Origin of the sequence: Blautia sp. MCC269, assembly GCF_018785655.1 — a bacterium.
In the GTDB taxonomy this organism is placed as follows: Bacteria; Bacillota; Clostridia; order Lachnospirales; family Lachnospiraceae; genus Blautia_A.
The window spans coordinates 73058-96073 of the sequence record NZ_WQQE01000038.1; the positions used below are offsets into that span (position 1 = coordinate 73058).

Consider the following 23016-nt stretch of genomic DNA (forward strand, 5'->3'; position numbering starts at 1 on the left):
TGGAAATCCCCTTTGAGGTGAATCTTTGAAAACATTTTTGAAACCGCTGTCTGCTGCGGAAGAAAAATTTTATCTTCTGCAGTTCCAAAGGGGCGATCCGGAGGCAAAAAACATTCTCATCGAACGTAATCTCCGTCTTGTGGCCCATGTCGCAAAAAAATACCAGGGTTGCGACGAAGATCCCGATGATCTGATATCCATCGGCACCATCGGCCTGATCAAAGCAATCTCTACTTTTGATCCCTGCCGTACTTCCAAGTTGTCCACCTATGCGGCACGCTGCATTGACAACGAACTTCTCATGATGCTCCGCGCCCGAAAAAAACGATCCAGGGAAGTTTCCCTTTATGAGCCTATCGGAACAGACCGGGAAGGTAATGAGATCAGCCTTCTTGATATCATTGAAAGTCCACCCGTAGATGTTGTGGAAGACTGTTTCCAGAAAGACAGTATTTCCCATCTTCTCAGTCATATCCCTCAGATCCTTACCCAAAAAGAATATGAAGTGATCTGCTGCCGCTACGGTCTGAACGGTCAGGATCCTCTGACACAGCGTGAAATTGCCAGAAATCTTTCCATCAGCCGTTCCTATGTATCCCGCATTGAAAAAAATGCGCTCCGTAAACTCCGAACACTTTTTCCCGAAAAACAGTAAGGGGAGAACGTTCTTTTCGTTCTCCCCTTAAATATCTGTTTTACTCACCTCTTCGAAGAATATCAAATACCTCCGGTGTCTCGTTCAGTTTCACATAAATTCTCTGTTGTGCATGTGGTGCACTTTCCATGGATTCTCCTTCTTCGTTATAAATGGCTTCCACTGTAACCGGGATATTTCTTCCATCCGGTTTCATGATCTCAATGGTTTCCCCCACAGAGAATTTATTTCTCTGTGTCAGTCTTGCCAGACCTCTCTCATCGATCTCTTCCGCAAATCCAAGATAAGTATATTCTCTTACATAGGTATTACTGTCATAGATCTGTGTGTTCTCATCCGGTTTTCCATAGAAAAATCCGGTCGTAAACTGACGGTAGGTACAGTTTGAGATCTGTTCCTGATACCATGGCATATTGGCATGATACTTTTCCGGACTTTCCATACAGTCATCAATGGCCTTACGGTAAGTTCTGGCTACCGTTGCCACATAAAGAGCTGTTTTCATGCGGCCTTCGATCTTCAGGCTGTCAATACCGCTGGTAAGGATATCTTCCATATGTTCTACCATGCAGAGATCCTTGGAATTGAAAATAAAAGTCCCTCTCTCATTTTCAAATACCGGCATATATTCTCCCGGGCGTTTCTCCTCCACAACGGAATATTTCCATCTGCACGGATGCGTACAGGCTCCCTGATTGGCGTCCCTGCCTGCCATAAAGTTACTCAGAAGGCATCTTCCGGAGTAGGAAATACACATAGCTCCATGGATAAACGTCTCAATCTCCATGTCATCCGGAATATGTGCCCGAATTTCCCGGATTTCCTCCAGAGAAAGTTCTCTTGCACTTACCACACGTTTTGCTCCCAGATTATACCAGAAACGGTATGTCTCATAATTGGTATTGTTCGCCTGTGTACTGATGTGGCGCTCAATCTCCGGACAGATTTCCTTTGCATACATAAAGATTCCCGGATCTGCGATAATCAGTGCGTCAGGACCGATTTCCTTCAGTTTCTGAAGATATTCTCTTACGCCTTCAAGATCCCGGTTATGGGCCAGGATATTTACTGTCACATAAACTTTTACACCATGGGCATGGGCAAAAGCAATGCCCTCGCGCATGTCCTCTTTTGAAAAATTCTTAGCCTTTGCACGAAGTCCAAAGGCTTCTCCGCCGATATAAACGGCATCTGCACCATATATGACGGCAACCTTTAAAACCTCAAGGCTGCTCGCCGGAACTAAAAGTTCTGGTCGTTTCATAAGCCTGTTCTCCTGTTTTTACACTTACAGCCGCCCCGTCTCCAAGTGGCAGTACCGATGTACGAAGCACCGGGCTGTGGGTCAGCTGCCAGAGGTATTCTCTCATTCTTTTATAAATTGTCCGGTTTCTCCGTTCCACAAGATAATGAGATTCGATAATGTCTCCCTCCTGCAGCACGTTGTCTGATACCAGTACACTTCCCTCTTTCATCAGACGCAGCACATCCGGAAGCCAGTGGATATACTGTCCCTTGGCCGCGTCCATGAAGATCATGTCAAATGTTCCGGTAAGGTTTTTCAGGATCTCACCGGCATCTCCCTCCAGAAGTGTGATCTGGGATTCCCTTCCTGCACGCCTGAAATTATCCTTTGCCACAGGAATCCTTTTTTCGTAATTTTCTATGGTAACGATCTTAAGATCTTTCGGGCCGTATTCACACATAAGAAGTGTGGAGAAGCCTACGGCAGTCCCCACCTCCAGAATTCGCTTCGGCTGTTTTACTGCCAGAAGCATCCTCATAAAACTCTGCATATCCCTTCGGATGATCGGCACCCGGTCCGCAAGTGCCCTTGATTCCAACTCCTGCAGAAACGGAGTATTCCCCATATCAAGAGAATTGATATAGGTCTTCATGCGTTCTTCTACGATCACTGGCTGTTCGATCCTTCCTCACTCTCTTCTCCGGACAGTACCGCTATGATCCTGGTCGGTGTATAAGCTGTACTGAGAAGGTATGTACCGGCCTTGATCTGACCGTGGTACGCGGACATTCTCTCCTGCACTACAAAAGCAGCTGCATCCTTGATAAGCCCTTTCTGCTCCAGAGTCTTACCTACCTTATATGCAGACGCACCTTCTTTTATGACTACAGTTACCTGCTGTCCTTCTCCCGGACTCATGGCCTGCTGATTAAATACATCATATCCAAACTGATATGCGGATTTTCCAACCCAGATCAGAAATACAAGGATACAGATATACAGAGCGATCTTAAATGCCCCTCCAGCCAGAAAAACCCCGGCTCTGCCTGCCTTGTCTCTTGTGTCTGCCATAGTCTTTCTTCCTCCTATAAGTCAGGAATCTGTATGTCTATCCCGGCTACCAGCGTTCTGCAGATTCTCTGCATCAGTCTGCACAGTGCAAGCTCGGCGTCAAGATAGGCATTTACTTTCAGGTTCTGTCTCAGACTTGCAGACTCCCGGTTGAGCTGTTCCGCTACCTGGAACAGCTCATCCTTATCAGCCTGGTTCTGAAGTCTGAAATTATCTCCCCGGAATCTCATCACCCTGGCCTTCAGCTCAGGTTCCTTATCAAGCTCCGCCGCCTGTTTCTGATATTCCTGGTATTCGTCGCTTCTGTGCACAGCATCGAGAAGTTTCTCAATGTCTATGCTGATCTCATCCATGTTCCTATGCCTCCATAATGATCGGCAGGATCATAGGACTTCTCTTGGTACGTTTCCACAGATATTCACCAAGTGCATCCTTGACTTCTGTTTTGATCTTGCCCCAGTCTGTGATATTGTTTTCCAGGCAGGAATCCAGTGCGGTTTCCACAACCTGTCTGGCATGTTCCATAAGATCCTCGGATTCTCTTACATATACAAAACCTCTGGAAACAATGTCAGGTCCTGCAAGAACCACATTGCTGTGACGCTCCAGGGTCATAACTACGATCATAATTCCGTCCTCCGACAGATGCTGACGATCACGGAGCACGATATTTCCAACATCACCCACGCCAAGTCCGTCTACGAAAATTGCTCCTGTGTGAACACTTCCTGTCACCTTGGCATCCTGTCCATCCAGTTCCAGTACATTTCCGGAAGAAAGGATGAAGATATTCTCTTTCGGAATTCCCAGATCTTCCACAATATGTTTCTGTGCAGTCAGATGACGGTACTCGCCATGGATCGGGATCGCATATTTCGGTTTCACAAGGGAATAGATCAGCTTGATTTCTTCCTGGCATGCATGTCCGGACACATGGACATCCTGGAAAATAACCTTGGCGCCCTTCATGGACAGCTCATTGATAACCTTGGAAACTGCTTTTTCATTTCCGGGGATCGGATTGGAACTGAAGATGATGGTATCGTTCGGTTTGATGGTGATCTTCTTGTGGATATTGGCTGCCATACGGGAAAGTGCCGCCATGGACTCACCCTGGCTTCCGGTTGTGATCAGAACTACCTTGTCATCCGGATAATTCTTCACCTGATCGATCTCGATCAGAGTATTCTCCGGAATCTGCAGATATCCAAGTTCTGATGCTACAGAAATAACATTGACCATACTGCGGCCTTCCACCGCAACCTTTCTTCCGAAACGGTATGCAGTGTTGATGATCTGCTGCACACGGTCCACATTGGACGCAAAAGTCGCAATGATGATCCTGGATGTACGGTACTCATTAAAAAGATTATCAAATACATGTCCCACCGTACGCTCAGACATGGTAAATCCCGGTCTCTCCGCATTGGTACTCTCACACATCAATGCAAGTACACCTTTCTTTCCGATCTCTGCAAAGCGCTGCAGATCGATGGCATCTCCGAATACCGGTGTGTAATCTACCTTGAAGTCTCCTGTGTGTACCACGATTCCTACCGGAGAGTAAATGGCAAGCGCGGATGCATCCTGGATACTGTGGTTGGTCTTGATAAATTCCACAGCAAAATCTCCGAGATTGATCACCTGTCCGTGTTTTACTTCTTTCAGTTTCGTAGAACGCACAAGATTGTGCTCTTTCAGTTTGTTGCGGATCAGTCCCAGTGTCAGCTTTGTAGCATAGATTGGAACATTGATCTCTTTCAGTACATAAGGAAGGGCTCCGATATGATCCTCGTGTCCGTGGGTGATCACAAATCCCTTAACCTTGGAAATATTTTCCTTAAGATAGGTTACATCCGGGATGACCAGATCGATTCCCAGCATATCATCCTCAGGGAAAGAAAGTCCACAGTCTACCACTACAATACTGTCTTCATACTCAAAAGCGGTGATGTTCATTCCGATCTGTTCCAGACCGCCAAGTGGTATGATTTTAAGTTTCGAGGATGATCTGCGGCTGTTTTTCCGTCCGGATGGTCTGCCGCTGTTCTTAACCGGTCTCTGTGTGTTTCTGCTGCTGTTCTTTACAGCACCGCCTGTGGCTGCTTTCTTCGCTGTCGGGCGGAACGGCTTATCCTGGCGGTTCTTATTTCCGCCACGATACTGTCTTGTCCTTGATCCAGCGTTCTTCTGTCTTGGTGCCTGTTTTCTGGCGCCGCCTGCGGAACTTACTGTTCTGTTCTCCGCATTTCTGTTGTCACCGTTATTTTCGCTTTTCAAAAATCGCTCCTCCATTCAAAATTCACGTCATCCAGCATCTGCTGAAAAACTGCGTAAACAGCCTGAAGCTCGTCCTCATCCTCGACCATCTCATAACAAGCTTCCGTGCTTCCCGGAGCAGAAATATCCTTCAAAATATATGCGTCTGCTTCCTCATCCTGTGAATCGGACACCAAAAGATAAGTCACACCCGCAATGTTGGTCTGCTCCTCTACGTAAAACTCAGCAGTTGTGCCGTCGTCTGACTGAAATATTATTTTTTCCATATTTAATTCTTCCTTATCCGTTCTTATGAAAATATCCGTATTTCCGGTTTATTCTTTCTCACTTTCCTGTTGCGCCTTCTTATGTGCAACAGAGTCCAAATATCCCTGCAAAATAAAGACTGCAGCTACCTGATCCAGATACTGTTTACGGTCTTCCTTATGCACGCCGGTCTCTTCCAGTGTGCGGTCCGCTGCCATGGTAGTCAGTCTTTCATCCCACATAATAACAGGCAGGCCTGTACGTTTCTCCAGCATTTCCTTAAATTCCAGAGATTTCTCGGCCCGCTCCCCTACGGTATTGTTCATGTTTTTCGGGTATCCCAGAACGATCTCCGTAACCTGATACTCCGAAATAATTTCTTCAATACGTGCCAGTGTACGGCGAAGCTTGTTCTCCTGCTTGCGCCATACCGTTTCCACGCCCTGGGCTGTCAGACCAAGAGGGTCGCTTACTGCAACTCCCACAGTCTTCGAGCCATAATCCAGTCCCAGTACTCTCATATTACCGTTCCCAGGACTTGTTCTTGATATACTCGGTAAGAAGTTCCTCTACCAGCTCATCACGCTCCACTTTCATGATCATGCTTCTCGCACCCTTGTGGCTTGTGATATAAGTCGGGTCTCCGGACATAATATATCCTACGATCTGATTCACCGGATTGTATCCCTTCTCATCCATTGCATTGTACACCAGATCCAGGACTTCCTTTACCTGAAGCTCCTGATCCGGTTTTGTTCTGAAATACTGTGTATTTCCCAGATTATTTTCTGCCATTGTCTCTCACGTCCTTAAAATATATTCTTTTTTATTTTAATATAAATTTACATAAATTACAATCTTAAATTTAACGCGGATTGCGAATGCAAACTGTCAACATACGATTCCGTGCTTTATTTTACAACTTCACCGGTCATGATATGCTCTTCAAGGAAACTCTCTGCCTTTACTCTTACGATATCATTTACGCCATAATTTTCGGATTTCGGTACCGCTGTTTTTATATATTCACGGCTGTGTCCCAGATACCAGATCTGGCCATCTTTTGTATATTCCTCTTCAATAAGAACTTCCAGTTCTTTTCCCAGCATGGACCTTTCGTAATCCTTTGCATGACGGTGATGCATCTCGATCATTTTTTCGCTGCGCCGGGCTTTTTCAGCCTCTGTCAGCTGGCCGTCCATGGCTGCTGCCTTTGTGCCCTGTCTCCTGGAATATTTAAAGATATGGGTCTCATAAAAATGAATACCATCCACAAAATCATAGGACTTCTGGAATTCTTCTTCGGATTCCTGTGGAAAACCTACGATCACATCCGTAGTCAGTGCTGGATTTTCATATACTTCTCTTAAAAGTTCACACCGTTCTCTGTATTCTCCGCTTCTGTATCTGCGGTTCATCCTCTCCAGAGTCTCATCACAGCCACTCTGCAGGGAAAGATGGAAATGCGGGCATACTTTTGGCAGTGCCGCAATCCCTTCGGCAAATTCTCTCGTAACAATTCCCGGTTCCAGAGATCCCAGGCGGATACGCTGAATTCCTTCGATCTCATGTACAGCGCGGATCAGGGAAAGCAGTGTCTCTTTTTTCTCCTCCGGAAAATCTACGCCGTAGGAACTTAAATGAATTCCTGTAAGAACTACTTCCTTATACCCTTTTTCTGCAAGGGAATGGACTTCCTTCAGCACACTTTCAATGTTACGGCTTCTGACACGGCCTCTCGCATAAGGAATAATACAGTACGTACAGAACTGATTACATCCGTCCTGAACCTTGATGTATGCCCTTACATGTTCTGCTGTATGATCAATGGAAAGATCCTCATACTCTTTTGTCTGGTTGATCTTAATCACATGGGAGCCATGTCCCGGTTTATTTTCCGCATATTCTGCCAGTGCTTCCACAATATTGATCTTCTGGTTATTTCCAAGTACAAGGTCAATGGCTTCGTCTTTTTCCAGCTTATCACCACCGGTCTGTACATAACATCCCGTTGCTACCACGATTGCTTCCGAATTCATTTTTTTTGCTTTATGAAGCATCTGTCTTGATTTTCTGTCTGCAATATTCGTTACCGTACAGGTATTGATTACATAAATATCCGCTCCCGGCTCAAAAGGCACAATCTCATATCCTGCCTCCTCCAGAAGCTGCTGCATGGCCTCAATTTCATAGGCATTTACTTTGCAGCCCAGGTTGTGTAATGCAACTCTATTTCCCATTTTTCCTCACTTTTTTTACACTTTAACTAATTATTAAAACAATTTTTATCTCTTTTTACCTTGACTTTTCTGGGGCCGACAGGTAAGATGAAAGCTGTAAATACAAAAATCTATCAAGGGAGGTTATTATAATGAAAACAGCTAAAATCTCACTGAACTCCATCGATAAGGTGAAGGCATTCGTAAACGAGATCAGCAAATTCGACTGCGATTTTGATTTAGTATCCGGAAGATATGTGATCGATGCAAAATCCATCATGGGTATCTTCAGCCTGGATCTTTCCAAGCCGATCGACCTCAACATCCACGCAGACGGCGCTGCTCTGGATAACGTAATGCAGATTATTTCCAAATATACAATCGACTAATCTATGATGTATATTTGAGAGGAACTGTATTGGATACAGTTCCTCTTTTTTCATGTTTTCAGAATTTTTCTGATCTCAATGATCTCCCTTTTTCTGATACCGTTTGATAATCCCAGGGAACCTCCAAAGCGGGGTTCCCTGATTGTTTTTTCTTACGGAAAAACAATCACTGAATTTCAATGATCTCTGTGGTATTCAGAGCAGTCTCCATCAGCTCATCGATCTTCTCAGAAAGTTTCTGCTCGGAACGGCGGATCACCTTAAGATTCGGCTTGGTTACCGGATGTTTTGCAACAAAGATGGTACAGCAGTCCTCAAACGGCTGAATGGATGTCTCAAAAGTATCGATCTTTCTGGAAATCCGAACAATCTCCTCTTTATCAAAACCGATCACCGGACGATATACCGGAAGTGTGCAGACCTCGTTTGTGGAAGCAAGACTCTGTAATGTCTGGCTTGCAACCTGACCGATACTCTCACCTGTGATCAATCCGAGACAGCGGTCTTTTTTTGCAAAATGCTCGGCAATACGCATCATGTATCTTCTCATAATGATGGTAAGCTCATCATGTGGGCACTGGTCGTAAATATAAAGCTGGATATCTGTAAAATTAACTACATGGAGACGGATCGGTCCGCTGTATTTGGCTACCAGGCGGGCAAGATCCACGACCTTCTGTTTTGCACGCTCGCTGGTGTAAGGCGGTGCATGGAAATATACCGCATCGATCTTAACGCCACGTTTTGCGATCATGTAACCGGCAACCGGGCTGTCGATTCCGCCAGAAAGAAGCAGCATGGCTTTTCCGTTTGTTCCGATAGGCATTCCGCCTGCGCCCGGAATGGTCTGGGAATATACATAGATCTTGTCACGGATCTCCACAGAAAGATCCAATTCCGGATGATGAACGTCTACACTTGCCTCCGGGAACGCATCCAGGATACGTCCGCCAAGCTCTGCGCTAACTTCCATGGAGCTAATCGGATAGGATTTCTTTGCACGGCGTGTCCAAACCTTAAAGGTTCCGTTAAAGTCCGGATGCCACTGTTTCATATAGCTTACTACGTCTTCGGCAAGTTTCTCAAAGCCCTGCTCTTCGTAGATCATAACCGGGCAGATACCTACGATACCGAATACGTGCTGCAGTGCGTCTACAGCCTCATCGTAATCATAATTCTCCGGGCAGAATACATAGACTCTTCCCTGCTCTTTTTTTACTTCAAAATCTCCCTCGATCTTGGAGAGCGCAATCTCCATCTGATGTACGAGAGCATCTTCAAAACGGTAGCGGTTTTTTCCCTTCAGGGCGATTTCCGCATATTTGATCAAAAATGCATGTACTAACATAAAAATTCCTTTCTTGTGTGTTCTCTATCGACGTGCATACCTGCGTAACATCGGGATGGTTTTTCCCAGGGCTTCCAAGCAGTAATCTACTTCTTCGAAAGTATTCTCCTCACAGAAACTGATGCGGACGGTACTCTCCACATCTGCTCTTGAAAGTCCCATAGCTGTCAGTGTTGCACTTGGTTTTCTCTTATGACTGGAGCATGCACTTCCTGCGGAAATATATACTCCGAATTCTTCCAGTGTATGGAGCAGGACTTCGCTTCGGACCCCGTGGAAAGTCACACTCATGATGTGCGGTGCCCCTTCTCTTAAAGGCATTCCGTTGATGGTGATGTCTCCAAGCTTTGAAAGTCCCTCTGCCATCCGTTCTTTCAGGTCATAAAGGTGCTGTATTTTTTTATCAAAATCTGTATATACCATCTCTGCGGCAACGCCAAGGCCTGCAATTCCCGGTACATTGTCTGTTCCGGAACGCATGCCGTTCTGCTGTCCGCCTCCAAGGATCTGTGGCTGTACTCTTACTTTTTCGTTGATGTAGAGGAAGCCCACGCCTTTTGGTCCGTGGATCTTGTGACTGCTTACAGATAAAAGATCGATTCCCAGCTTTTTCGGATAGATACGGTACTTTCCGAAAGCCTGGATGGCATCTACATGGAAAAGCGCTTTCGGGCTTTTTTCGTGGACGAGCTTTCCGATCTCTTCTACCGGCATCACAGCTCCCACTTCGTTATTCACGTACATCACAGACACCAGGATCGTATCCGGGCGCAGAGCTGCTTCCAGCGCTTCCAGTTTCACAACTCCCTGATGATCCACAGGAAGGATGGTCACCTCATAACCCTGGTCTTTCAGATAGGCAAAAGGCTGAGCCACTGCCGCATGCTCCACTGCCGTTGTAATGATATGGTTTCCCATACGCTTGTTGGCTTCCACGCCGCCGATAATGGCAAGATTATCTGATTCTGTTCCACCGGAGGTAAAAAGAATCTCTTTTTCGTTAACTTTCAATAATTTTGCAAGGGTTTGGGCGCTTTTGCGGACGTAATTCTCCGCTTCCATTCCCTTTTTATGCATGGCAGAAGGATTTCCGAAATCTCCTGTCATGGTTTTGCAGACAATATCCTTTACTTCATCGAAGCATCTCGTTGTCGCGGAATTGTCAAAATATGCTTCCATAGTTTATTCATCCTCCAGTTGAAACATCAGAACAGAAAGTACTGCGAGTCCCGCAGTTTCTGTCCGTAAGATCCGGTGTCCCAGGGTGATCGGTTTCGCACCGGCTTCCATGGCATCTGCCACTTCCTGCTCTTCAAATCCACCCTCCGGGCCGATAAAAACACCGATGCTTTTTCCCGGTTCGATTGCCTGGATCAGTTCCTTTGTCTCTTTCATTCCTTTTGCAAGTTCGTAAGGGATCAGCAGAACATCCAGTTCTTTTGCGTAAGCAAGGGCTTCCTTAAATGTCATCACGGAATGGACTTCCGGAACAAGCATGCGCTTGGACTGTTTTGCCGCGCTTTCCGCGATCTGCTGCCAGCGGGATACCTTTTTTTCCGCTTTCCTGTTATCCAGTTTTACCACACATCGTCTGGTTGAAACCGGAACTACGGAGTATGCCCCAAGTTCCACTGCTTTCTGGATGATCAGCTCCATCTTATCCGCTTTCGGCAGGCCCTGAAAAAGATAAATGCGGTTTTTCAGCTCATAATCCGGCTCCTGGACATAGAGGATGTGGAGCAGCACTTCATCCTCCCCGGCATTTTCGATCACACAGTGATATTCTTTCTCCTTGTCGCTGATCCAGAGCTCCTCGCCTTTTTTCATGCGGAGCACGTTCACGATATGGTTCACATCACTTCCTGTGATGTGGATCTCATGTCTTTCCCCGTCGATCTGATGAGGTTCCACAAAAAATCGCTGCATGAGATCAGTCCTTTCTTGCTGTCACAGATACCCACTCGCCCTGATGAGTCACTTCTACCAGAGTCAGTCCGGCGTCTTTTACAGCCTGCACTACAACGTCTTCTTTTACATCCAGGATGCCAGATGTAATGTAATAAGCGCCTTTTTTCATCTGTGCAACGATCACCGGTGTCAGCGGTACCAGAACATCTGCCAGAATATTTGCAGTTACGATATCATATTTCTCATATCCTACCTGATCCTGAACGTCTTTGTCATCGATGATGTTTCCGATCATCATGTCAAAGGATTTCTCCTCGATCTGGTTGGCCTCCTTATTCTCAGATACTGCCGGAACTGCACATGGATCAAGGTCTGTACCAACCACATGGCCTGCACCAAGCTTCAGTGCAACGATTCCAAGGATTCCGCTTCCGGTTCCCACATCCAGAATCTCCATTCCCGGCTTCACAAATTTCTTCAGCTGGCGGATCACAAGCTGTGTAGTCTCGTGCATTCCTGTACCAAAAGCTGTTCCCGGATCAATGTGAAGGATCATCTTGTCCTTATCCTCTGCCTTCACTTCTTCCCATGACGGTACAATCAGGATATCATCCACATAGAACTGATGGAAATACTGTTTCCAGTTGTTGATCCAGTCTTTATCCTCTGTCTGGGATTCTGTGATGGTAGCTTCTCCGATATCCACAAAGCTTCTTAAATCTTCCAGTGCTTCTTTTACATCTTTCAAAATGGCTTCTGTATCTGCATCCTCTTCCAGATAGAAATTCAGATATGCGATGCCGTCATCTGCCGGTCCTTCCGGCATGATATCCACGAACATCTGCGCTTTGTCCTCATCGGTCAGCGGCTGTTTATCCTGAATCTCCACACCTTCAATTCCCACCTCGGCAAGTGTGCAGATCACAATATCCTCTGCCTCTGTTTTTGTCTTAAGTGTAAAACGGTTCCATTTCATATTTCTATATCTCCTTATGCTGTATACACATTTACGGATTTCTTTTCCTGTCTGTTGCCTGTTTTCTGTTTCCCTGAAAACGGGCACTTCTTTTAATATACACGAATACAGAAAAAAAAGAAAGAGGCTTTTTATGCCTCTTTCCTGTTTTCACTTTATTTATTCCTCAAACATTTCCTTGACTTTCTCACGGAAACCTTTTTTCTTCTTTTCTGTTTTTTCAGATTTTTCGGAAGTCTCGGCTGTACTGTCTGCTGCCGGACGGTTGCCGCATGCAGCATCAAAAGCCTCCAGAGCTTTCTTTGCCTCCTCATTAAGGTTGGTCGGAGTCTGGACTACCAGTGTTACATAGTGATCACCACGAACGTTCTTGTTACGTAATGACGGAACACCTTTTCCTTTCAGGCGGATTCTTGTATCCGTCTGTGTTCCCGGCTTCACCTCATAGGAAACCTCACCGTCAACGGTATTGATCCGCATCTCACCGCCAAGTGCAGCCTGTGCAAATGTGATCGGAGCTGTTGAAAAGATATTCATATCCTGTCTCTGGAAAATCGGATGACGGGCTACATTTACCTCAACCAGCAGATCTCCTCTCGGTCCGCCGTTGGTTCCCGGCTCACCTTTTTCACGGATACGGATACACTGGCCATTGTCGATACCGGCCGGTACAGATACCTGGATCTTCTTTCTGGAAGAAGTATATCCGGTTCCACGGCAGGCACTGCATTTGTCCTTGATCACCTTACCGGTTCCGTTACAGTCCGGACAGGTCTGAACATTACGTACCATACCAAACATGGACTGCTGGGTGTAAACGATCTGGCCCTGGCCTTTACATTTCGGACATGTGACCGGTGATGTTCCCGGTTTTGCTCCGGTTCCGTGACATGTGGTACACTCATCTTTGAGAACGATCTCCAGCTCTTTCTCGCATCCGAAAACCGCTTCCTCAAAAGTAATGTTCACACGTGCACGAAGGTTGGCACCTTTCATCGGTCCATTGTTGGCCCGTCTGGTTCTGCCTCCGCCGCCGAACAGGTCTCCGAAGATATCTCCGAAGATGTCTCCCATATCCGCACCGTTGAAGTCGAATCCGCCAAAGCCGCCGGCACCGCCTCCGCCGCCGTTTTCGAATGCTGCATGACCAAACTGGTCATACTGTCTTCTCTTGTCGGCATCACTTAAAACGGAGTAAGCCTCTGTCGCCTCTTTGAACTTCGCCTCAGCCTCTTTATCACCCGGATTTACATCCGGGTGATATTTCTTGGCCAGCTTACGATATGCTTTTTTTAATGTTGCGTCGTCGGCGTTTTTATCCACACCTAAGACTTCATAATAATCTCTTTTATCAGCCATTGTAATTATTTCCTACTTGTCTTAGACTTCCTTGTAATCAGCATCTACAACATCATCGCCGTATCCTGCTTCATTTCCGCCCTGAGCACCAGCGTTTCCGCCCATGTTGCCCATATCCGGTCCAGGACCAGCCTGACCCTGAGCTCCCTGAGTCTGCTCATACATCTTGGAGAACAGTTTCTGAGCGCTCTCCATCATCTTCTCCTGTGCAGCCTTGATGTCTGCAACCTGAGAATCAGTAAGCTCCTGAGCATTTGCTGTCTGTGCAAGAAGATCTTTCAGTGCATTGAGGTCAGCCTCAACACTTGCTTTATCGTTTGCGTCAAGCTTGTCGCCAGCTTCTTTCAATGCATTCTCAACCTGGAATACCATGGAGTCTGCATTGTTTCTTGTGTCGATAGCTTCTTTACGTTTCTTATCCTGAGCCTCGAACTCAGCTGCTTCTTTGACAGCTTTGTCGATATCGGAATCGGACATATTGGAACCAGCTGTGATTGTGATGTGCTGCTCTTTGCCTGTTCCAAGGTCTTTAGCGGATACATTAACGATACCGTTGGCATCAATATCAAATGTTACCTCAATCTGCGGAACTCCACGACGTGCTGGCGGGATTCCATCCAGACGGAACTGGCCGAGGGATTTGTTGTCTTTTGCGAACTGACGCTCACCCTGTACAACGTTGATATCTACAGCTGTCTGGTTATCTGCTGCTGTAGAAAAGATCTGGCTCTTCTTTGTAGGAATTGTAGTATTTCTCTCAATCAGACGAGTTGCGATACCACCCATTGTCTCGATGGACAGTGACAGTGGAGTAACATCCAGAAGAAGGATATCACCGGCACCTGCATCACCTGCAAGTTTACCACCCTGTACGGAAGCACCAAGTGCAACACACTCATCCGGGTTCAGGTTCTTGCTCGGCTCTTTGCCAGTTAACTGTCTTACCTTATCCTGTACAGCTGGGATACGGGAAGAACCACCAACCAGAAGTACCTGGCCAAGCTCAGAAGCTGTGATACCTGCATCAGACAGTGCACGGCGAACCGGCTCTGCTGTCATCTCTACAAGATCATGTGTCAGCTCATCAAATTTAGCTCTTGTAAGGTTCATATCGAAATGCTTCGGTCCCTCAGCTGTAGCTGTGATGAACGGAAGGTTGATGTTTGTTGTTGTTGCGGAAGAAAGCTCTTTCTTAGCTTTCTCAGCTGCCTCTTTCAGTCTCTGAAGAGCCATCTTATCGTTGCTAAGATCTACGCCCTCTGTTCTCTTGAACTCGGAAAGCATGTAGTCTGTGATTTTCTTATCAAAGTCATCTCCACCAAGACGGTTGTTACCAGCTGTGGAAAGAACCTCGATAACGCCATCACCAATCTCGATAACAGATACATCAAATGTACCACCACCAAGGTCGTATACCATGATCTTCTGCTCTTTCTCATTGTCAAGGCCATATGCAAGAGCTGCTGCTGTAGGCTCGTTGATGATACGTTTTACATCAAGACCTGCGATCTTACCTGCATCTTTGGTAGCCTGACGCTGAGCATCGTTGAAGTAAGCCGGAACTGTGATAACTGCCTCTGTTACTTTCTCACCAAGATATGCCTCTGCATCCTTTTTCAGTTTCTGAAGGATCATTGCGGAAATCTCCTGTGGAGAATATTTCTTGTCATCGATGGTTACACGGTAATCGGTACCCATCTCTCTTTTGATAGAGGAGATTGTTCTGTCTGCATTTGTAACTGCCTGACGTTTTGCAGGCTCACCTACCAGACGCTCTCCTGTTTTTGTGAATGCTACAACGGATGGTGTTGTTCTTGCGCCTTCTGTATTTGCGATAACTGTCGGCTGTCCACCTTCCATTACGGCTACACAGCTGTTTGTTGTACCTAAGTCAATACCAATAATCTTTCCCATGATTTTTTCCTCCTGTTTTAGTCTGTATCTGTTAAAATAAAGTTTGTTGTCAGTTAGTTTGCAACCTTTACCATACTGTGGCGTACTACGAAATCCTTGTAGGTGTAGCCCTTCTGAAATTCTTCCACCACGATGTTCTCTCCAACCTCTTCATCCTCCACATGCATCACTGCATTATGGAAATCCGGGTTGAATTCCTTTCCCACTGCTTCGATCGGCTTCACACCAAGCTCATCCAGTGTTGTGGTAAGCTGCTTGTAGATCATTTTCATTCCATCTGCAAAAGCATCGCCTTCCTGTGCCTGTGCAAGACCTCTTTCGAAGTTATCCACAACCGGCAGGATCTTTTCAACGATCTCTTTTGCGCCGATGATGTACATGCTGGATTTTTCTTTTTCCGTTCTTTTACGGAAATTATCAAATTCAGCCATGGTACGCTTCAGGCGATCGGTAAGTTCCTCCACCTTCTGCTCAGATTTATCTTTTTTCTTCTTTCCGAAGAAGGAAGTTTTTGATTTTTCTTCTTTTTTATCCTCTGAGGCAGCTTCTTCGCCTGGAGTATTATTTTCTTCCTCCGGCAGATCTTCTCCCTCCGGTGTCAGGTTTTCTTCTTCCTGATCTCCGTCAGTTACGGGGATTTCCTTCTCCGCTTCCTGCTCTTCGGATGTTTTCTTTGTTTCCTCCGACACTTTTTTTCTACCGCCTTTCTAAGTTTTCTTCTTTTTCAAAACGTCATCCAGATGATTCTTCAGTTCCTTCAGACTGTCCACTACATTCTCATAATCCATTCGTTTGGGACCGATGATCCCGATGGTTCCGTACATTCCGTCTCCCAGTTCATATCTGGCAGTTACAATGCTGCAGTCCTTCATGGTCTGGATTGGCATCTCATCACCGATGTAAACCTGAATTCCTGTATTCTCTCCATCTGACATCTGTTCTTTTACAAGATCGGCAAGTTCATGCTTCTCCTCAAATGCGGAGATCAGCTCCGTTGCCTTCTCTTTATCGGCAAGCTCCGGATACTTGAAAATGTTAGTTGCACCTGAAGTATAGATCTCCATATCTTCCTCTTCCACATGAATGGTGGCTGCCACTGCATCCAGAACCGTTGCCACCACACCGCTGTGGCTGCCTGCCTGTTCCTTCAGTCTGGCGATCATCCCAAGGTTGATATCCTGGATTGGAATCCCATTGAGATTGGTGTTAAGAAGAAGATTCAGTTTCAGGATCGTCTGGTCGTCCATTTCCTCATCCAGATTGATGATCTGGTTCCGGACTGTGTTGTTGTCACTGACAACCACTGCCACAAGCTGAAGCTCGCTCATCCTCGACAGCTGGATGAACTTGACCTTGTTGCCGCTGTACTGCGGAACGGAAACCATGGTAGCATAGTTGGTATTGGAAGCAAGAACCTTCGCAACCTTCTTAAGCACCTTATCCATCTTATCTGTCTTCTCAATGATCAGATCTCGCAGCTCTGCGACCTCCGCTTCCTTCTCCTTCATCAACTCATTGACGTAAAGTCTGTAGCCCTTATCTGAAGGAATCCTTCCTGCTGAGGTATGAGGCTGGACGATATAGCCCATATCTGTCAGGTCTGACATTTCATTTCGGATCGTTGCGGAACTGACATTGAGATCCGCATACTTGGAAATGGTCCTGGAACCAACCGGTTCTCCGGTTTCCATATAGGTCTTGATGATTGCTTTTAAGATTTTTTGCTTGCGCTCATTCAACACCTCTTCCATGAATCCATCTCCTTTCCTTTTTATTCTTTCCTGACGGATGTTGATTCTTTTTTACATCTGTTAGCACTCATTTTAGTGGAGTGCTAACATCTACAGTCTTTAAGATATCACCATGTAAAATATTTGTCAATATGTTTTGAAAAAAAGTTCTTATTTTTTCAAAACAAAAAAAGCATCAGTACGATGCTTTTTTGTAATACTGGTCTATGCAGTTCTGTGCCCCGGCAAAAAATTACGCTTCTGTTTTCTGTCCCAGCATATATTTCTGAAATTCCGTTCCCATGGACGAAACGGCTTCTATGGAATCGGCACACAGTGGTCTTGCTTTCAGCTTATAATCTTTCAGATATTGCCGGATCATTTCAATGCCATCCAGATCAAAATTCTTATCCTCGATCACATCCAGTCTTGCCGGACACATTTTTGTCAGCTGTCCGTAATTTTTACTGGCCTCATATCCGGACACATACTGAAGGAACTTCAGAGCTGCTTCTTTATGATCAGAATTTTTATTCAGTACATACTGCCAGGTTGCGATATTGGTCACCTTCTCGTCAAATTCCGGAAATGGTGCCATATGGATCTTATCTTTTCCATACACGCCTGCATTCTGAAAAGTACTCAACACACCGGTATACATAAACATACATCCATACTGGCCGTTTATAAATTTTTCATTCAGCTGGTCATGCTGGTCGATCAGATTCTCCTCTGATATCATCCCTGTATCCAGCATTCGCTTCATATATTCTGCCGCTTCTCTTGTTTTCGGATCCGTCCAGTCTGTATAATCTCCTCCGAAAAAATCGACATACTCGCTGATACTATTATATATGTAAGAAATCTCCCATGCATCCCCATATGCATATTTTCCCGTATTCTGAAGCTTTTTTTGAAGGATCTCAAGATCACTGAGACAGGAGAGTCTGTCCAGACCAGCCTGATCCAGCAATTCCTGGTTCACCCAGAATGCCATGATATCCATCCTGAACGGTACCGAAAAAATATGTCCGTCTGACATGCATATTTCTTTCAGGTATTCCTGCAGAAAATTCGCCGCTGTCTCCTCTGTCATAACCGTATCTTCCAACGGAAGAAGAAATCCCTTATGTTTAAATTCGGATATCATCTCATCATTTACTGTGATCAGATCAACAGAATCATCTCCTGATGTCAGAAGAGTTGCTATTTTGGCCTGGCGATTGTCCGCATTGGCCGGACATTTTTCAATATGGATCTTTATTCCAAGATCTTTTTCCGCCTGGCTGATAAAAGAATCAAAGCCTTCTGTGCCTGCATCCACATGAAGGATCGTCAGTTCCTGTCTGTTCTCCGGCACAATATCAGATGCAGCCTCCTTCTTCTGGACTCCACATCCTGTCACTGCCAGAGCCAGGGCAAATACCCCGCAAAATACCTGTTTTTTCAATCTCTACCACCCTTTTTATCTGGGCCATCTATCCTCTTTTGACATCAACGGCTGGAACGGTGCATGAGGAAGTGTCTGATACCAGTACGCTACACTTGCCACATCATCCTGTCGTTCAAACAGGCCACGGTATCCGACGCCTATCTGCTGAATCGTAACGCGAAGATCCTCTTCAAAGCAGATTGGATCCTGTAAATGCCATCTGTAAAAGCCTCTCATTGGCGGGCAGTCATCATTATGATAAAAATTGTGGATCAGCTCGTCATTGGCAGAATAATACGGATATCCCAGATACGGCGTGTTATAATTCTGTTCCACGGTTTTTCCATCCACCTGTTTGGCAAAGCTCCAGGAACCACCAAAGTAATCTTCCGTTCCTGTTCCACAGATGGTCGGATACTCCTCATCTCCGTCAATATAAAACTTCATTTCTCCCTCGCCCCACCAGTAACGTTCCAGTGTGGTAAGTGCCATGTAGGTTCCTATATAATGGCCTTTTCCTTTTACTCCATCCAAAATTGTATAATCTTTTGTTTTTTCTGTCAACCGTTCCCTTCTCCACTGCGCATGGAAATAAGCAATATCGTCCGGAAGCTCATCATAGAGACAGTAATCTACCTGATAAAAGAAAGCCGGGATTTTATTTGCATGCTGGTTTTCCAGTGTGATCTTTGCTTTCTTCTTAAACGGCATCGGGAAATAGCAGTTAAAGCCCCTGTTTGGAACAACAGCCACCGGAACAGAATTTACAAAACATTCCCTTCCGAATCCGCAGCAGAAGAAATCACCCAGAGGACTTTCCACGGAAGGAGTTTCCTCGTCATCCCAGTACATACGGATTACAAGATCTCTCAGTACAAAGCAATCTGCCTCTGTAGTCTTGTTATCAACGGTGATCCAGATATGATTGATCTGTCCCGGTCCTTCCATTTCTGCCAGAGTTACCACAGTTCCCGGCTCAATATCCCTGAGACACGGGCTTCCTTTTCTGGACGGTCCCAGATGACTTGCAGCCATACCGCCTCTGCCTTTTTCTCCATGAGGATTTTCTGCGTTGATCGCACGGCTTTTTCCATGCTTTGCAAGTGCGATCCCTCCCAGTCCGCCTGTAAATGCCTGATACATATCTGTTTTCTCCTCTCTTTTGGAAATTAAAAATATTATATTTACGCTTTTACTCCACCTGCCATGATACCATCCATGATCTGTTTCTCAAAAACAGCTACAAAGATAATGATCGGAAGAAGGATGATCCATCCCATGGCGCTGACCAGATCCCACGGAACTCCATACATGTTGTCACGTAACGGAAGCTGTACGATGGAAACAGAAAGTACCTGAATACCATTTGAATAAAACAACGGTGTGAAAAAGTTATTCAGACAGGTAATAAAGTTGATAATGCAAACCGTAGCGATTGCCGGCTTCATCAGCGGCAGAACGATCGTAAACAGTCTCTGTGAAAAAGATGCGCCGTCAATAGCAGCTGCCTCCTCCAGTGAGATCGGGATCTCACCGACAAAGTTTCTGAGGATCAGAACCGTAAACGGTATAACGGTACTGATATAAAGAAGGATAAGTCCCGGATATGTATCATACAGCTTTACCTTCTGCATAAACTCATACAGCGGGCGGGCTGTGACAACCTCAGGGATCAGCATGGTAGCCAGAACAAACGCAAATGCAACAGAAACTCCCTTTGAGTTAAATCTTGAGAAGCCATAGGCAGCCATTGCACACAGCACGGTACTGATCACAAGTGTAATGCCTACGATCAGAACTGTATTTCCGATCTTTGAAAGCAGTCCTACATTCTGTATCAGAAATTTATAGCTTTCCAGTGTGGGATGATCCGGAAGATAATCGATCGGTGTTTTAAACAGTTCTCCTGACGGTGTGATCGAAGAAATAAAGATCCAGTAAACCGGGAACAGGATCAGAAAAGCCACAACTGCAAACAGAACCCATCTTCCAACGGCTACCACTCCATGATAAACATTATATTTTCCTGTATTCTTCACGATAATTCCCCCTAACTGTCAAACTTATTCATAACACGTATATTCAGCCAGCTGAAGATCGCCATTACAACAAACAGCAGCATAGCCAGCGCCGAAGCATATCCTACGTTTAGATTTGTAAATGCTTCTGTTGTGATTCTGTATGCGATCAGCGCAGTATCCTCTCCAGGGCCTCCAGATGTCATGGAATAAACCAGATCGAAGGTTGTCAGTCTCCAGAGTGTGAACGGAATACATAAAGTCAGGACATTTTTTGCGATCAGCGGAAGTGTGATCCGGAAAAAGCTCTGGATCCCGTTTGCACCGTCTACCTTTGCTGCCTCATAGATATCGCCGGAAATAAACTGAAGTCCGGAAAGTACAAGAATTGCAAAGAACGGAAGGTCCTTCCACAGGTCCATTGCAATTACCGCTGCTCTTGCAGTACCTGTATTGATCAGCCAGCTGTTCTGGTAACCCGGTACAAACCAGCGGATAAAATCATTGATCAGACCATAATCATTGTTAAATGCCCATTTTGCAGCCATACCGGCTACTACTGCAGGCATAGCCCACGGGATCAGCACGATGGTCCTCAGAAAACGGCGGCCTTTGAATTTCATATTCAGGATCAGTGCCAGGATAACTCCGAGGATCACATGAAAGATCATGGAAGCAACCACAAATATTGCCGTAAAGCTGATCGATGTGAGCACTTTAGGATCAGAAAATACCTTCAGGTAATTCTTGAAGCCTATAAATTCATTGATACCTGCAAGGATACTGATATTAAAGAAGCTGTTTTTCACAGTCATCAGAATGGGATATACTGTTGTAAAACCTCGAATCAGTACAACCGGCAGGATCAAAAGCCATGGTATCCACTTCATATTTTTTTTGCTTATTGTCATGGAACTTTCCTCCCTGTTCATCAAGCAATGTAAAGCAGACTTTTACCTCTGCTTTACATTGCTGTTTTTTTATATCTTTTACTTATACATATCTACCACATCCTGAGCCTTCTTGCAGAACTCATCAACTGTAATCTCGTCTTTCATACAGGACTGGAAGATTGTTCCCATATCGCTGATAAATTCCATTGTCTGTGCCACCATCGGACGTCCCTGTACATTGCATTCATTTGCATATCTGCTGTACATTTCTTTTGCCGGGTCAGAATCCGGAACTACCTTCTCTGCAACATCCTTTCTTGCAGGATATCTGTCAAATGCTTTATAGGAAGCTTCCATTCCGCCTTCATCAGCCATATACTGGAGGAATTTCACAGCTGCATCTTTATTCTTGGATGCTTTGTTGAGAACATAGCTCCAGGAATCTGTAAAGATCGCACGCTCTCCCTTGCCGCTGAAATCCGGTACCATTTCCATGTGGATCTTATCTGCGCCAAGCATATCTGCCTTTGCATAATCTGTTCCAAGGCCCCACATGAACCAGCATCCGTATTTTCCGTCATTGATCTTCGGATTCATCTGGTCATATTTATCTGCAATCTGTTCGATGGATGTTTCTTTATTAGCAACCAGATCGTGAAGGAACTGAACTGCTTCCTTGTTTTCCTCTTTGGTCCAGTCAAAATAATCGCCGCCGAACATGTTTACAAACTGTGCAAGCTCGTTAAATGCATAGGTTTTCTCCCAGGAACCGCCGTAGCCGAATCTTCCGTCCTTGGAAACAGCCTTCATATACTTCATGAAATCCTCTTTTGTATCAATGGATTTGATTCCGACCTCATCCATGATCTCCTGATTTACCCAGAATGCAAGATATCCTGTATAGCCTGGAACACCGACGATGTTTCCGTCCTTATCTGTGATCATATCCTTTACATATCCCTGGGCAAACTGATCAGCGATATCATCTGTCATTACTGTATCGTTCAGTCCTTCCAGCCATCCGGAATTTTTAAATGCCGCGCTCATCTCATCGTTGATCTCAATGACATCCACGGAAGTATCTCCTGTGGAAAGCATTGTGGTGATCTTCTGCTGACGGGTATCTGTATCTGTAGGTGCCGCAATTACATTAATGTTCAGGCCCGTGGCATCTTCCACATTTGCAAGCCAGTCCTCAAAATCCGGGTCTGTGGTGTTGACGCTGTATAAGGTAAGATCATATTTTTCCTTTGCGGAAACAGTAACCACGTTACCTGCCATACCCACAACCATCGCTGCTGCCAAAACTGCACTCATTACTTTTTTCTTCAT

The 23016-nt window shown here is 45.4% G+C and carries 24 protein-coding genes; 2 read left to right on the forward strand and 22 right to left on the reverse strand.

Annotated elements, in window-relative coordinates; all coding sequences use genetic code 11:
- The first annotated feature begins 25 nt into the window (after window positions 1–25).
- Entirely contained in the window at window positions 26–655 is a 630-nt protein-coding gene (gene sigK / locus GPK88_RS11790) for an RNA polymerase sporulation sigma factor SigK (RefSeq protein WP_021977646.1), read from the forward strand.
- A gap of 40 nt (window positions 656–695) precedes the next feature.
- On the opposite strand, the gene GPK88_RS11795 is transcribed toward sigK, so the two are convergent.
- The 9 genes from GPK88_RS11795 to mtaB form a co-directional block, all read right to left on the reverse strand.
- Window positions 696–1919: a peptidase U32 family protein gene (locus tag GPK88_RS11795; RefSeq protein WP_215707840.1), complete on the reverse strand. Its 1224-nt coding sequence runs from the start codon at window positions 1917–1919 to the stop codon at window positions 696–698.
- Entirely contained in the window at window positions 1879–2571 is a 693-nt protein-coding gene (locus tag GPK88_RS11800) for an O-methyltransferase (protein WP_215707841.1), read from the reverse strand. The genes GPK88_RS11795 and GPK88_RS11800 overlap by 41 nt, the downstream gene beginning before the upstream one ends.
- Entirely contained in the window at window positions 2568–2972 is a 405-nt protein-coding gene (locus tag GPK88_RS11805; RefSeq protein ID WP_021977649.1) for an endolytic transglycosylase MltG, read from the reverse strand. The genes GPK88_RS11800 and GPK88_RS11805 overlap by 4 nt, the downstream gene beginning before the upstream one ends.
- Window positions 2973–2986: 14 nt before the next feature.
- Window positions 2987–3325: a YlbF/YmcA family competence regulator gene (locus GPK88_RS11810; protein WP_021977650.1), complete on the reverse strand. Its 339-nt coding sequence runs from the start codon at window positions 3323–3325 to the stop codon at window positions 2987–2989.
- A 4-nt stretch (window positions 3326–3329) separates the two neighbouring features.
- Window positions 3330–5267 (reverse strand): ribonuclease J, encoded by a 1938-nt coding sequence (locus GPK88_RS11815; protein ID WP_420314377.1) that lies wholly within the window; start codon window positions 5265–5267, stop codon window positions 3330–3332.
- Window positions 5249–5518, reverse strand: coding sequence for a DUF1292 domain-containing protein (locus GPK88_RS11820; RefSeq protein ID WP_118062786.1), 270 nt, complete (start codon window positions 5516–5518; stop codon window positions 5249–5251). Before GPK88_RS11820 ends, GPK88_RS11815 begins: the two co-directional genes overlap by 19 nt.
- Window positions 5519–5566: 48 nt before the next feature.
- On the reverse strand, window positions 5567–6019 hold the full coding sequence (gene ruvX / locus GPK88_RS11825) for a Holliday junction resolvase RuvX (RefSeq protein ID WP_118062785.1): 453 nt from the start codon (window positions 6017–6019) through the stop codon (window positions 5567–5569).
- A 1-nt stretch (window position 6020) separates the two neighbouring features.
- Entirely contained in the window at window positions 6021–6293 is a 273-nt protein-coding gene (locus GPK88_RS11830; protein WP_015527087.1) for an IreB family regulatory phosphoprotein, read from the reverse strand.
- Between the two features lie 116 nt (window positions 6294–6409).
- Window positions 6410–7738 (reverse strand): tRNA (N(6)-L-threonylcarbamoyladenosine(37)-C(2))-methylthiotransferase MtaB, encoded by a 1329-nt coding sequence (gene mtaB, locus GPK88_RS11835; protein WP_118062784.1) that lies wholly within the window; start codon window positions 7736–7738, stop codon window positions 6410–6412.
- Window positions 7739–7869: 131 nt separating this feature from the next.
- On the opposite strand from mtaB, the gene GPK88_RS11840 reads away from it, so the two are divergent.
- Window positions 7870–8106, forward strand: a complete 237-nt coding sequence (locus GPK88_RS11840) for an HPr family phosphocarrier protein (protein WP_015527084.1) — start codon at window positions 7870–7872, stop codon at window positions 8104–8106.
- Between the two features lie 166 nt (window positions 8107–8272).
- On the opposite strand, the gene thiI is transcribed toward GPK88_RS11840, so the two are convergent.
- The 13 genes from thiI to GPK88_RS11905 form a co-directional block, all read right to left on the reverse strand.
- Window positions 8273–9454 carry a tRNA uracil 4-sulfurtransferase ThiI gene (gene thiI / locus GPK88_RS11845; protein WP_021977655.1) on the reverse strand — a complete coding sequence of 394 codons (1182 nt, stop codon included), beginning with the start codon at window positions 9452–9454 and terminating at the stop codon, window positions 8273–8275.
- 24 nt (window positions 9455–9478) lie between these two features.
- On the reverse strand, window positions 9479–10633 hold the full coding sequence (locus GPK88_RS11850; RefSeq protein WP_021977656.1) for a cysteine desulfurase family protein: 1155 nt from the start codon (window positions 10631–10633) through the stop codon (window positions 9479–9481).
- Between the two features lie 3 nt (window positions 10634–10636).
- Window positions 10637–11380, reverse strand: coding sequence for a 16S rRNA (uracil(1498)-N(3))-methyltransferase (locus tag GPK88_RS11855; RefSeq protein WP_118062783.1), 744 nt, complete (start codon window positions 11378–11380; stop codon window positions 10637–10639).
- A 4-nt stretch (window positions 11381–11384) separates the two neighbouring features.
- Window positions 11385–12338, reverse strand: coding sequence for a 50S ribosomal protein L11 methyltransferase (gene prmA / locus GPK88_RS11860; protein ID WP_118071205.1), 954 nt, complete (start codon window positions 12336–12338; stop codon window positions 11385–11387).
- 159 nt (window positions 12339–12497) lie between these two features.
- A complete protein-coding gene (dnaJ, locus tag GPK88_RS11865; RefSeq protein ID WP_021977659.1) occupies window positions 12498–13697 on the reverse strand; it encodes a molecular chaperone DnaJ in 1200 nt (399 codons plus the stop codon).
- A gap of 21 nt (window positions 13698–13718) precedes the next feature.
- Window positions 13719–15611 carry a molecular chaperone DnaK gene (dnaK, locus tag GPK88_RS11870; RefSeq protein WP_148447345.1) on the reverse strand — a complete coding sequence of 631 codons (1893 nt, stop codon included), beginning with the start codon at window positions 15609–15611 and terminating at the stop codon, window positions 13719–13721.
- Between the two features lie 53 nt (window positions 15612–15664).
- Entirely contained in the window at window positions 15665–16300 is a 636-nt protein-coding gene (gene grpE, locus GPK88_RS11875; protein WP_059085388.1) for a nucleotide exchange factor GrpE, read from the reverse strand.
- 18 nt (window positions 16301–16318) lie between these two features.
- Window positions 16319–17362 carry a heat-inducible transcriptional repressor HrcA gene (gene hrcA, locus GPK88_RS11880; protein WP_059085387.1) on the reverse strand — a complete coding sequence of 348 codons (1044 nt, stop codon included), beginning with the start codon at window positions 17360–17362 and terminating at the stop codon, window positions 16319–16321.
- Between the two features lie 232 nt (window positions 17363–17594).
- The gene (locus tag GPK88_RS11885) at window positions 17595–18791 is read right to left on the reverse strand and encodes an ABC transporter substrate-binding protein (RefSeq protein WP_252197762.1); all 1197 of its coding nucleotides are present in this window, start codon (window positions 18789–18791) and stop codon (window positions 17595–17597) included.
- A 15-nt stretch (window positions 18792–18806) separates the two neighbouring features.
- Complete coding sequence (locus tag GPK88_RS11890) at window positions 18807–19916, reverse strand: glycoside hydrolase family 172 protein (protein WP_215707842.1); 1110 nt, start codon at window positions 19914–19916, stop codon at window positions 18807–18809.
- Window positions 19917–19957: 41 nt separating this feature from the next.
- A complete protein-coding gene (locus GPK88_RS11895) occupies window positions 19958–20812 on the reverse strand; it encodes a carbohydrate ABC transporter permease (RefSeq protein WP_021652326.1) in 855 nt (284 codons plus the stop codon).
- Window positions 20813–20823: 11 nt separating this feature from the next.
- Window positions 20824–21702: a carbohydrate ABC transporter permease gene (locus GPK88_RS11900; RefSeq protein WP_044961978.1), complete on the reverse strand. Its 879-nt coding sequence runs from the start codon at window positions 21700–21702 to the stop codon at window positions 20824–20826.
- 78 nt (window positions 21703–21780) lie between these two features.
- Entirely contained in the window at window positions 21781–23016 is a 1236-nt protein-coding gene (locus GPK88_RS11905) for an ABC transporter substrate-binding protein (RefSeq protein WP_092071267.1), read from the reverse strand.

What these genes read in the sequence shown, in the direction of transcription:
- GPK88_RS11795 (WP_215707840.1), bottom strand. Translation starts at nt 1,919, where the DNA reads ATGAAACGACCAGAACTTTTAGTTCCGGCGAGCAGCCTTGAGGTTTTA.
- GPK88_RS11805 (WP_021977649.1), bottom strand. Translation starts at nt 2,972, where the DNA reads ATGGCAGACACAAGAGACAAGGCAGGCAGAGCCGGGGTTTTTCTGGCT.
- GPK88_RS11810 (WP_021977650.1), bottom strand. Translation starts at nt 3,325, where the DNA reads ATGGATGAGATCAGCATAGACATTGAGAAACTTCTCGATGCTGTGCAC.
- GPK88_RS11815 (WP_420314377.1), bottom strand. Translation starts at nt 5,267, where the DNA reads ATGGAGGAGCGATTTTTGAAAAGCGAAAATAACGGTGACAACAGAAAT.
- GPK88_RS11820 (WP_118062786.1), bottom strand. Translation starts at nt 5,518, where the DNA reads ATGGAAAAAATAATATTTCAGTCAGACGACGGCACAACTGCTGAGTTT.
- ruvX (WP_118062785.1), bottom strand. Translation starts at nt 6,019, where the DNA reads ATGAGAGTACTGGGACTGGATTATGGCTCGAAGACTGTGGGAGTTGCA.
- GPK88_RS11830 (WP_015527087.1), bottom strand. Translation starts at nt 6,293, where the DNA reads ATGGCAGAAAATAATCTGGGAAATACACAGTATTTCAGAACAAAACCG.
- mtaB (WP_118062784.1), bottom strand. Translation starts at nt 7,738, where the DNA reads ATGGGAAATAGAGTTGCATTACACAACCTGGGCTGCAAAGTAAATGCC.
- GPK88_RS11840 (WP_015527084.1), top strand. Translation starts at nt 7,870, where the DNA reads ATGAAAACAGCTAAAATCTCACTGAACTCCATCGATAAGGTGAAGGCA.
- thiI (WP_021977655.1), bottom strand. Translation starts at nt 9,454, where the DNA reads ATGTTAGTACATGCATTTTTGATCAAATATGCGGAAATCGCCCTGAAG.
- GPK88_RS11850 (WP_021977656.1), bottom strand. Translation starts at nt 10,633, where the DNA reads ATGGAAGCATATTTTGACAATTCCGCGACAACGAGATGCTTCGATGAA.
- GPK88_RS11855 (WP_118062783.1), bottom strand. Translation starts at nt 11,380, where the DNA reads ATGCAGCGATTTTTTGTGGAACCTCATCAGATCGACGGGGAAAGACAT.
- prmA (WP_118071205.1), bottom strand. Translation starts at nt 12,338, where the DNA reads ATGAAATGGAACCGTTTTACACTTAAGACAAAAACAGAGGCAGAGGAT.
- dnaJ (WP_021977659.1), bottom strand. Translation starts at nt 13,697, where the DNA reads ATGGCTGATAAAAGAGATTATTATGAAGTCTTAGGTGTGGATAAAAAC.
- dnaK (WP_148447345.1), bottom strand. Translation starts at nt 15,611, where the DNA reads ATGGGAAAGATTATTGGTATTGACTTAGGTACAACAAACAGCTGTGTA.
- hrcA (WP_059085387.1), bottom strand. Translation starts at nt 17,362, where the DNA reads ATGGAAGAGGTGTTGAATGAGCGCAAGCAAAAAATCTTAAAAGCAATC.
- GPK88_RS11890 (WP_215707842.1), bottom strand. Translation starts at nt 19,916, where the DNA reads ATGTATCAGGCATTTACAGGCGGACTGGGAGGGATCGCACTTGCAAAG.
- GPK88_RS11900 (WP_044961978.1), bottom strand. Translation starts at nt 21,702, where the DNA reads ATGACAATAAGCAAAAAAAATATGAAGTGGATACCATGGCTTTTGATC.
- GPK88_RS11905 (WP_092071267.1), bottom strand. Translation starts at nt 23,016, where the DNA reads ATGAAGAAAAAAGTAATGAGTGCAGTTTTGGCAGCAGCGATGGTTGTG.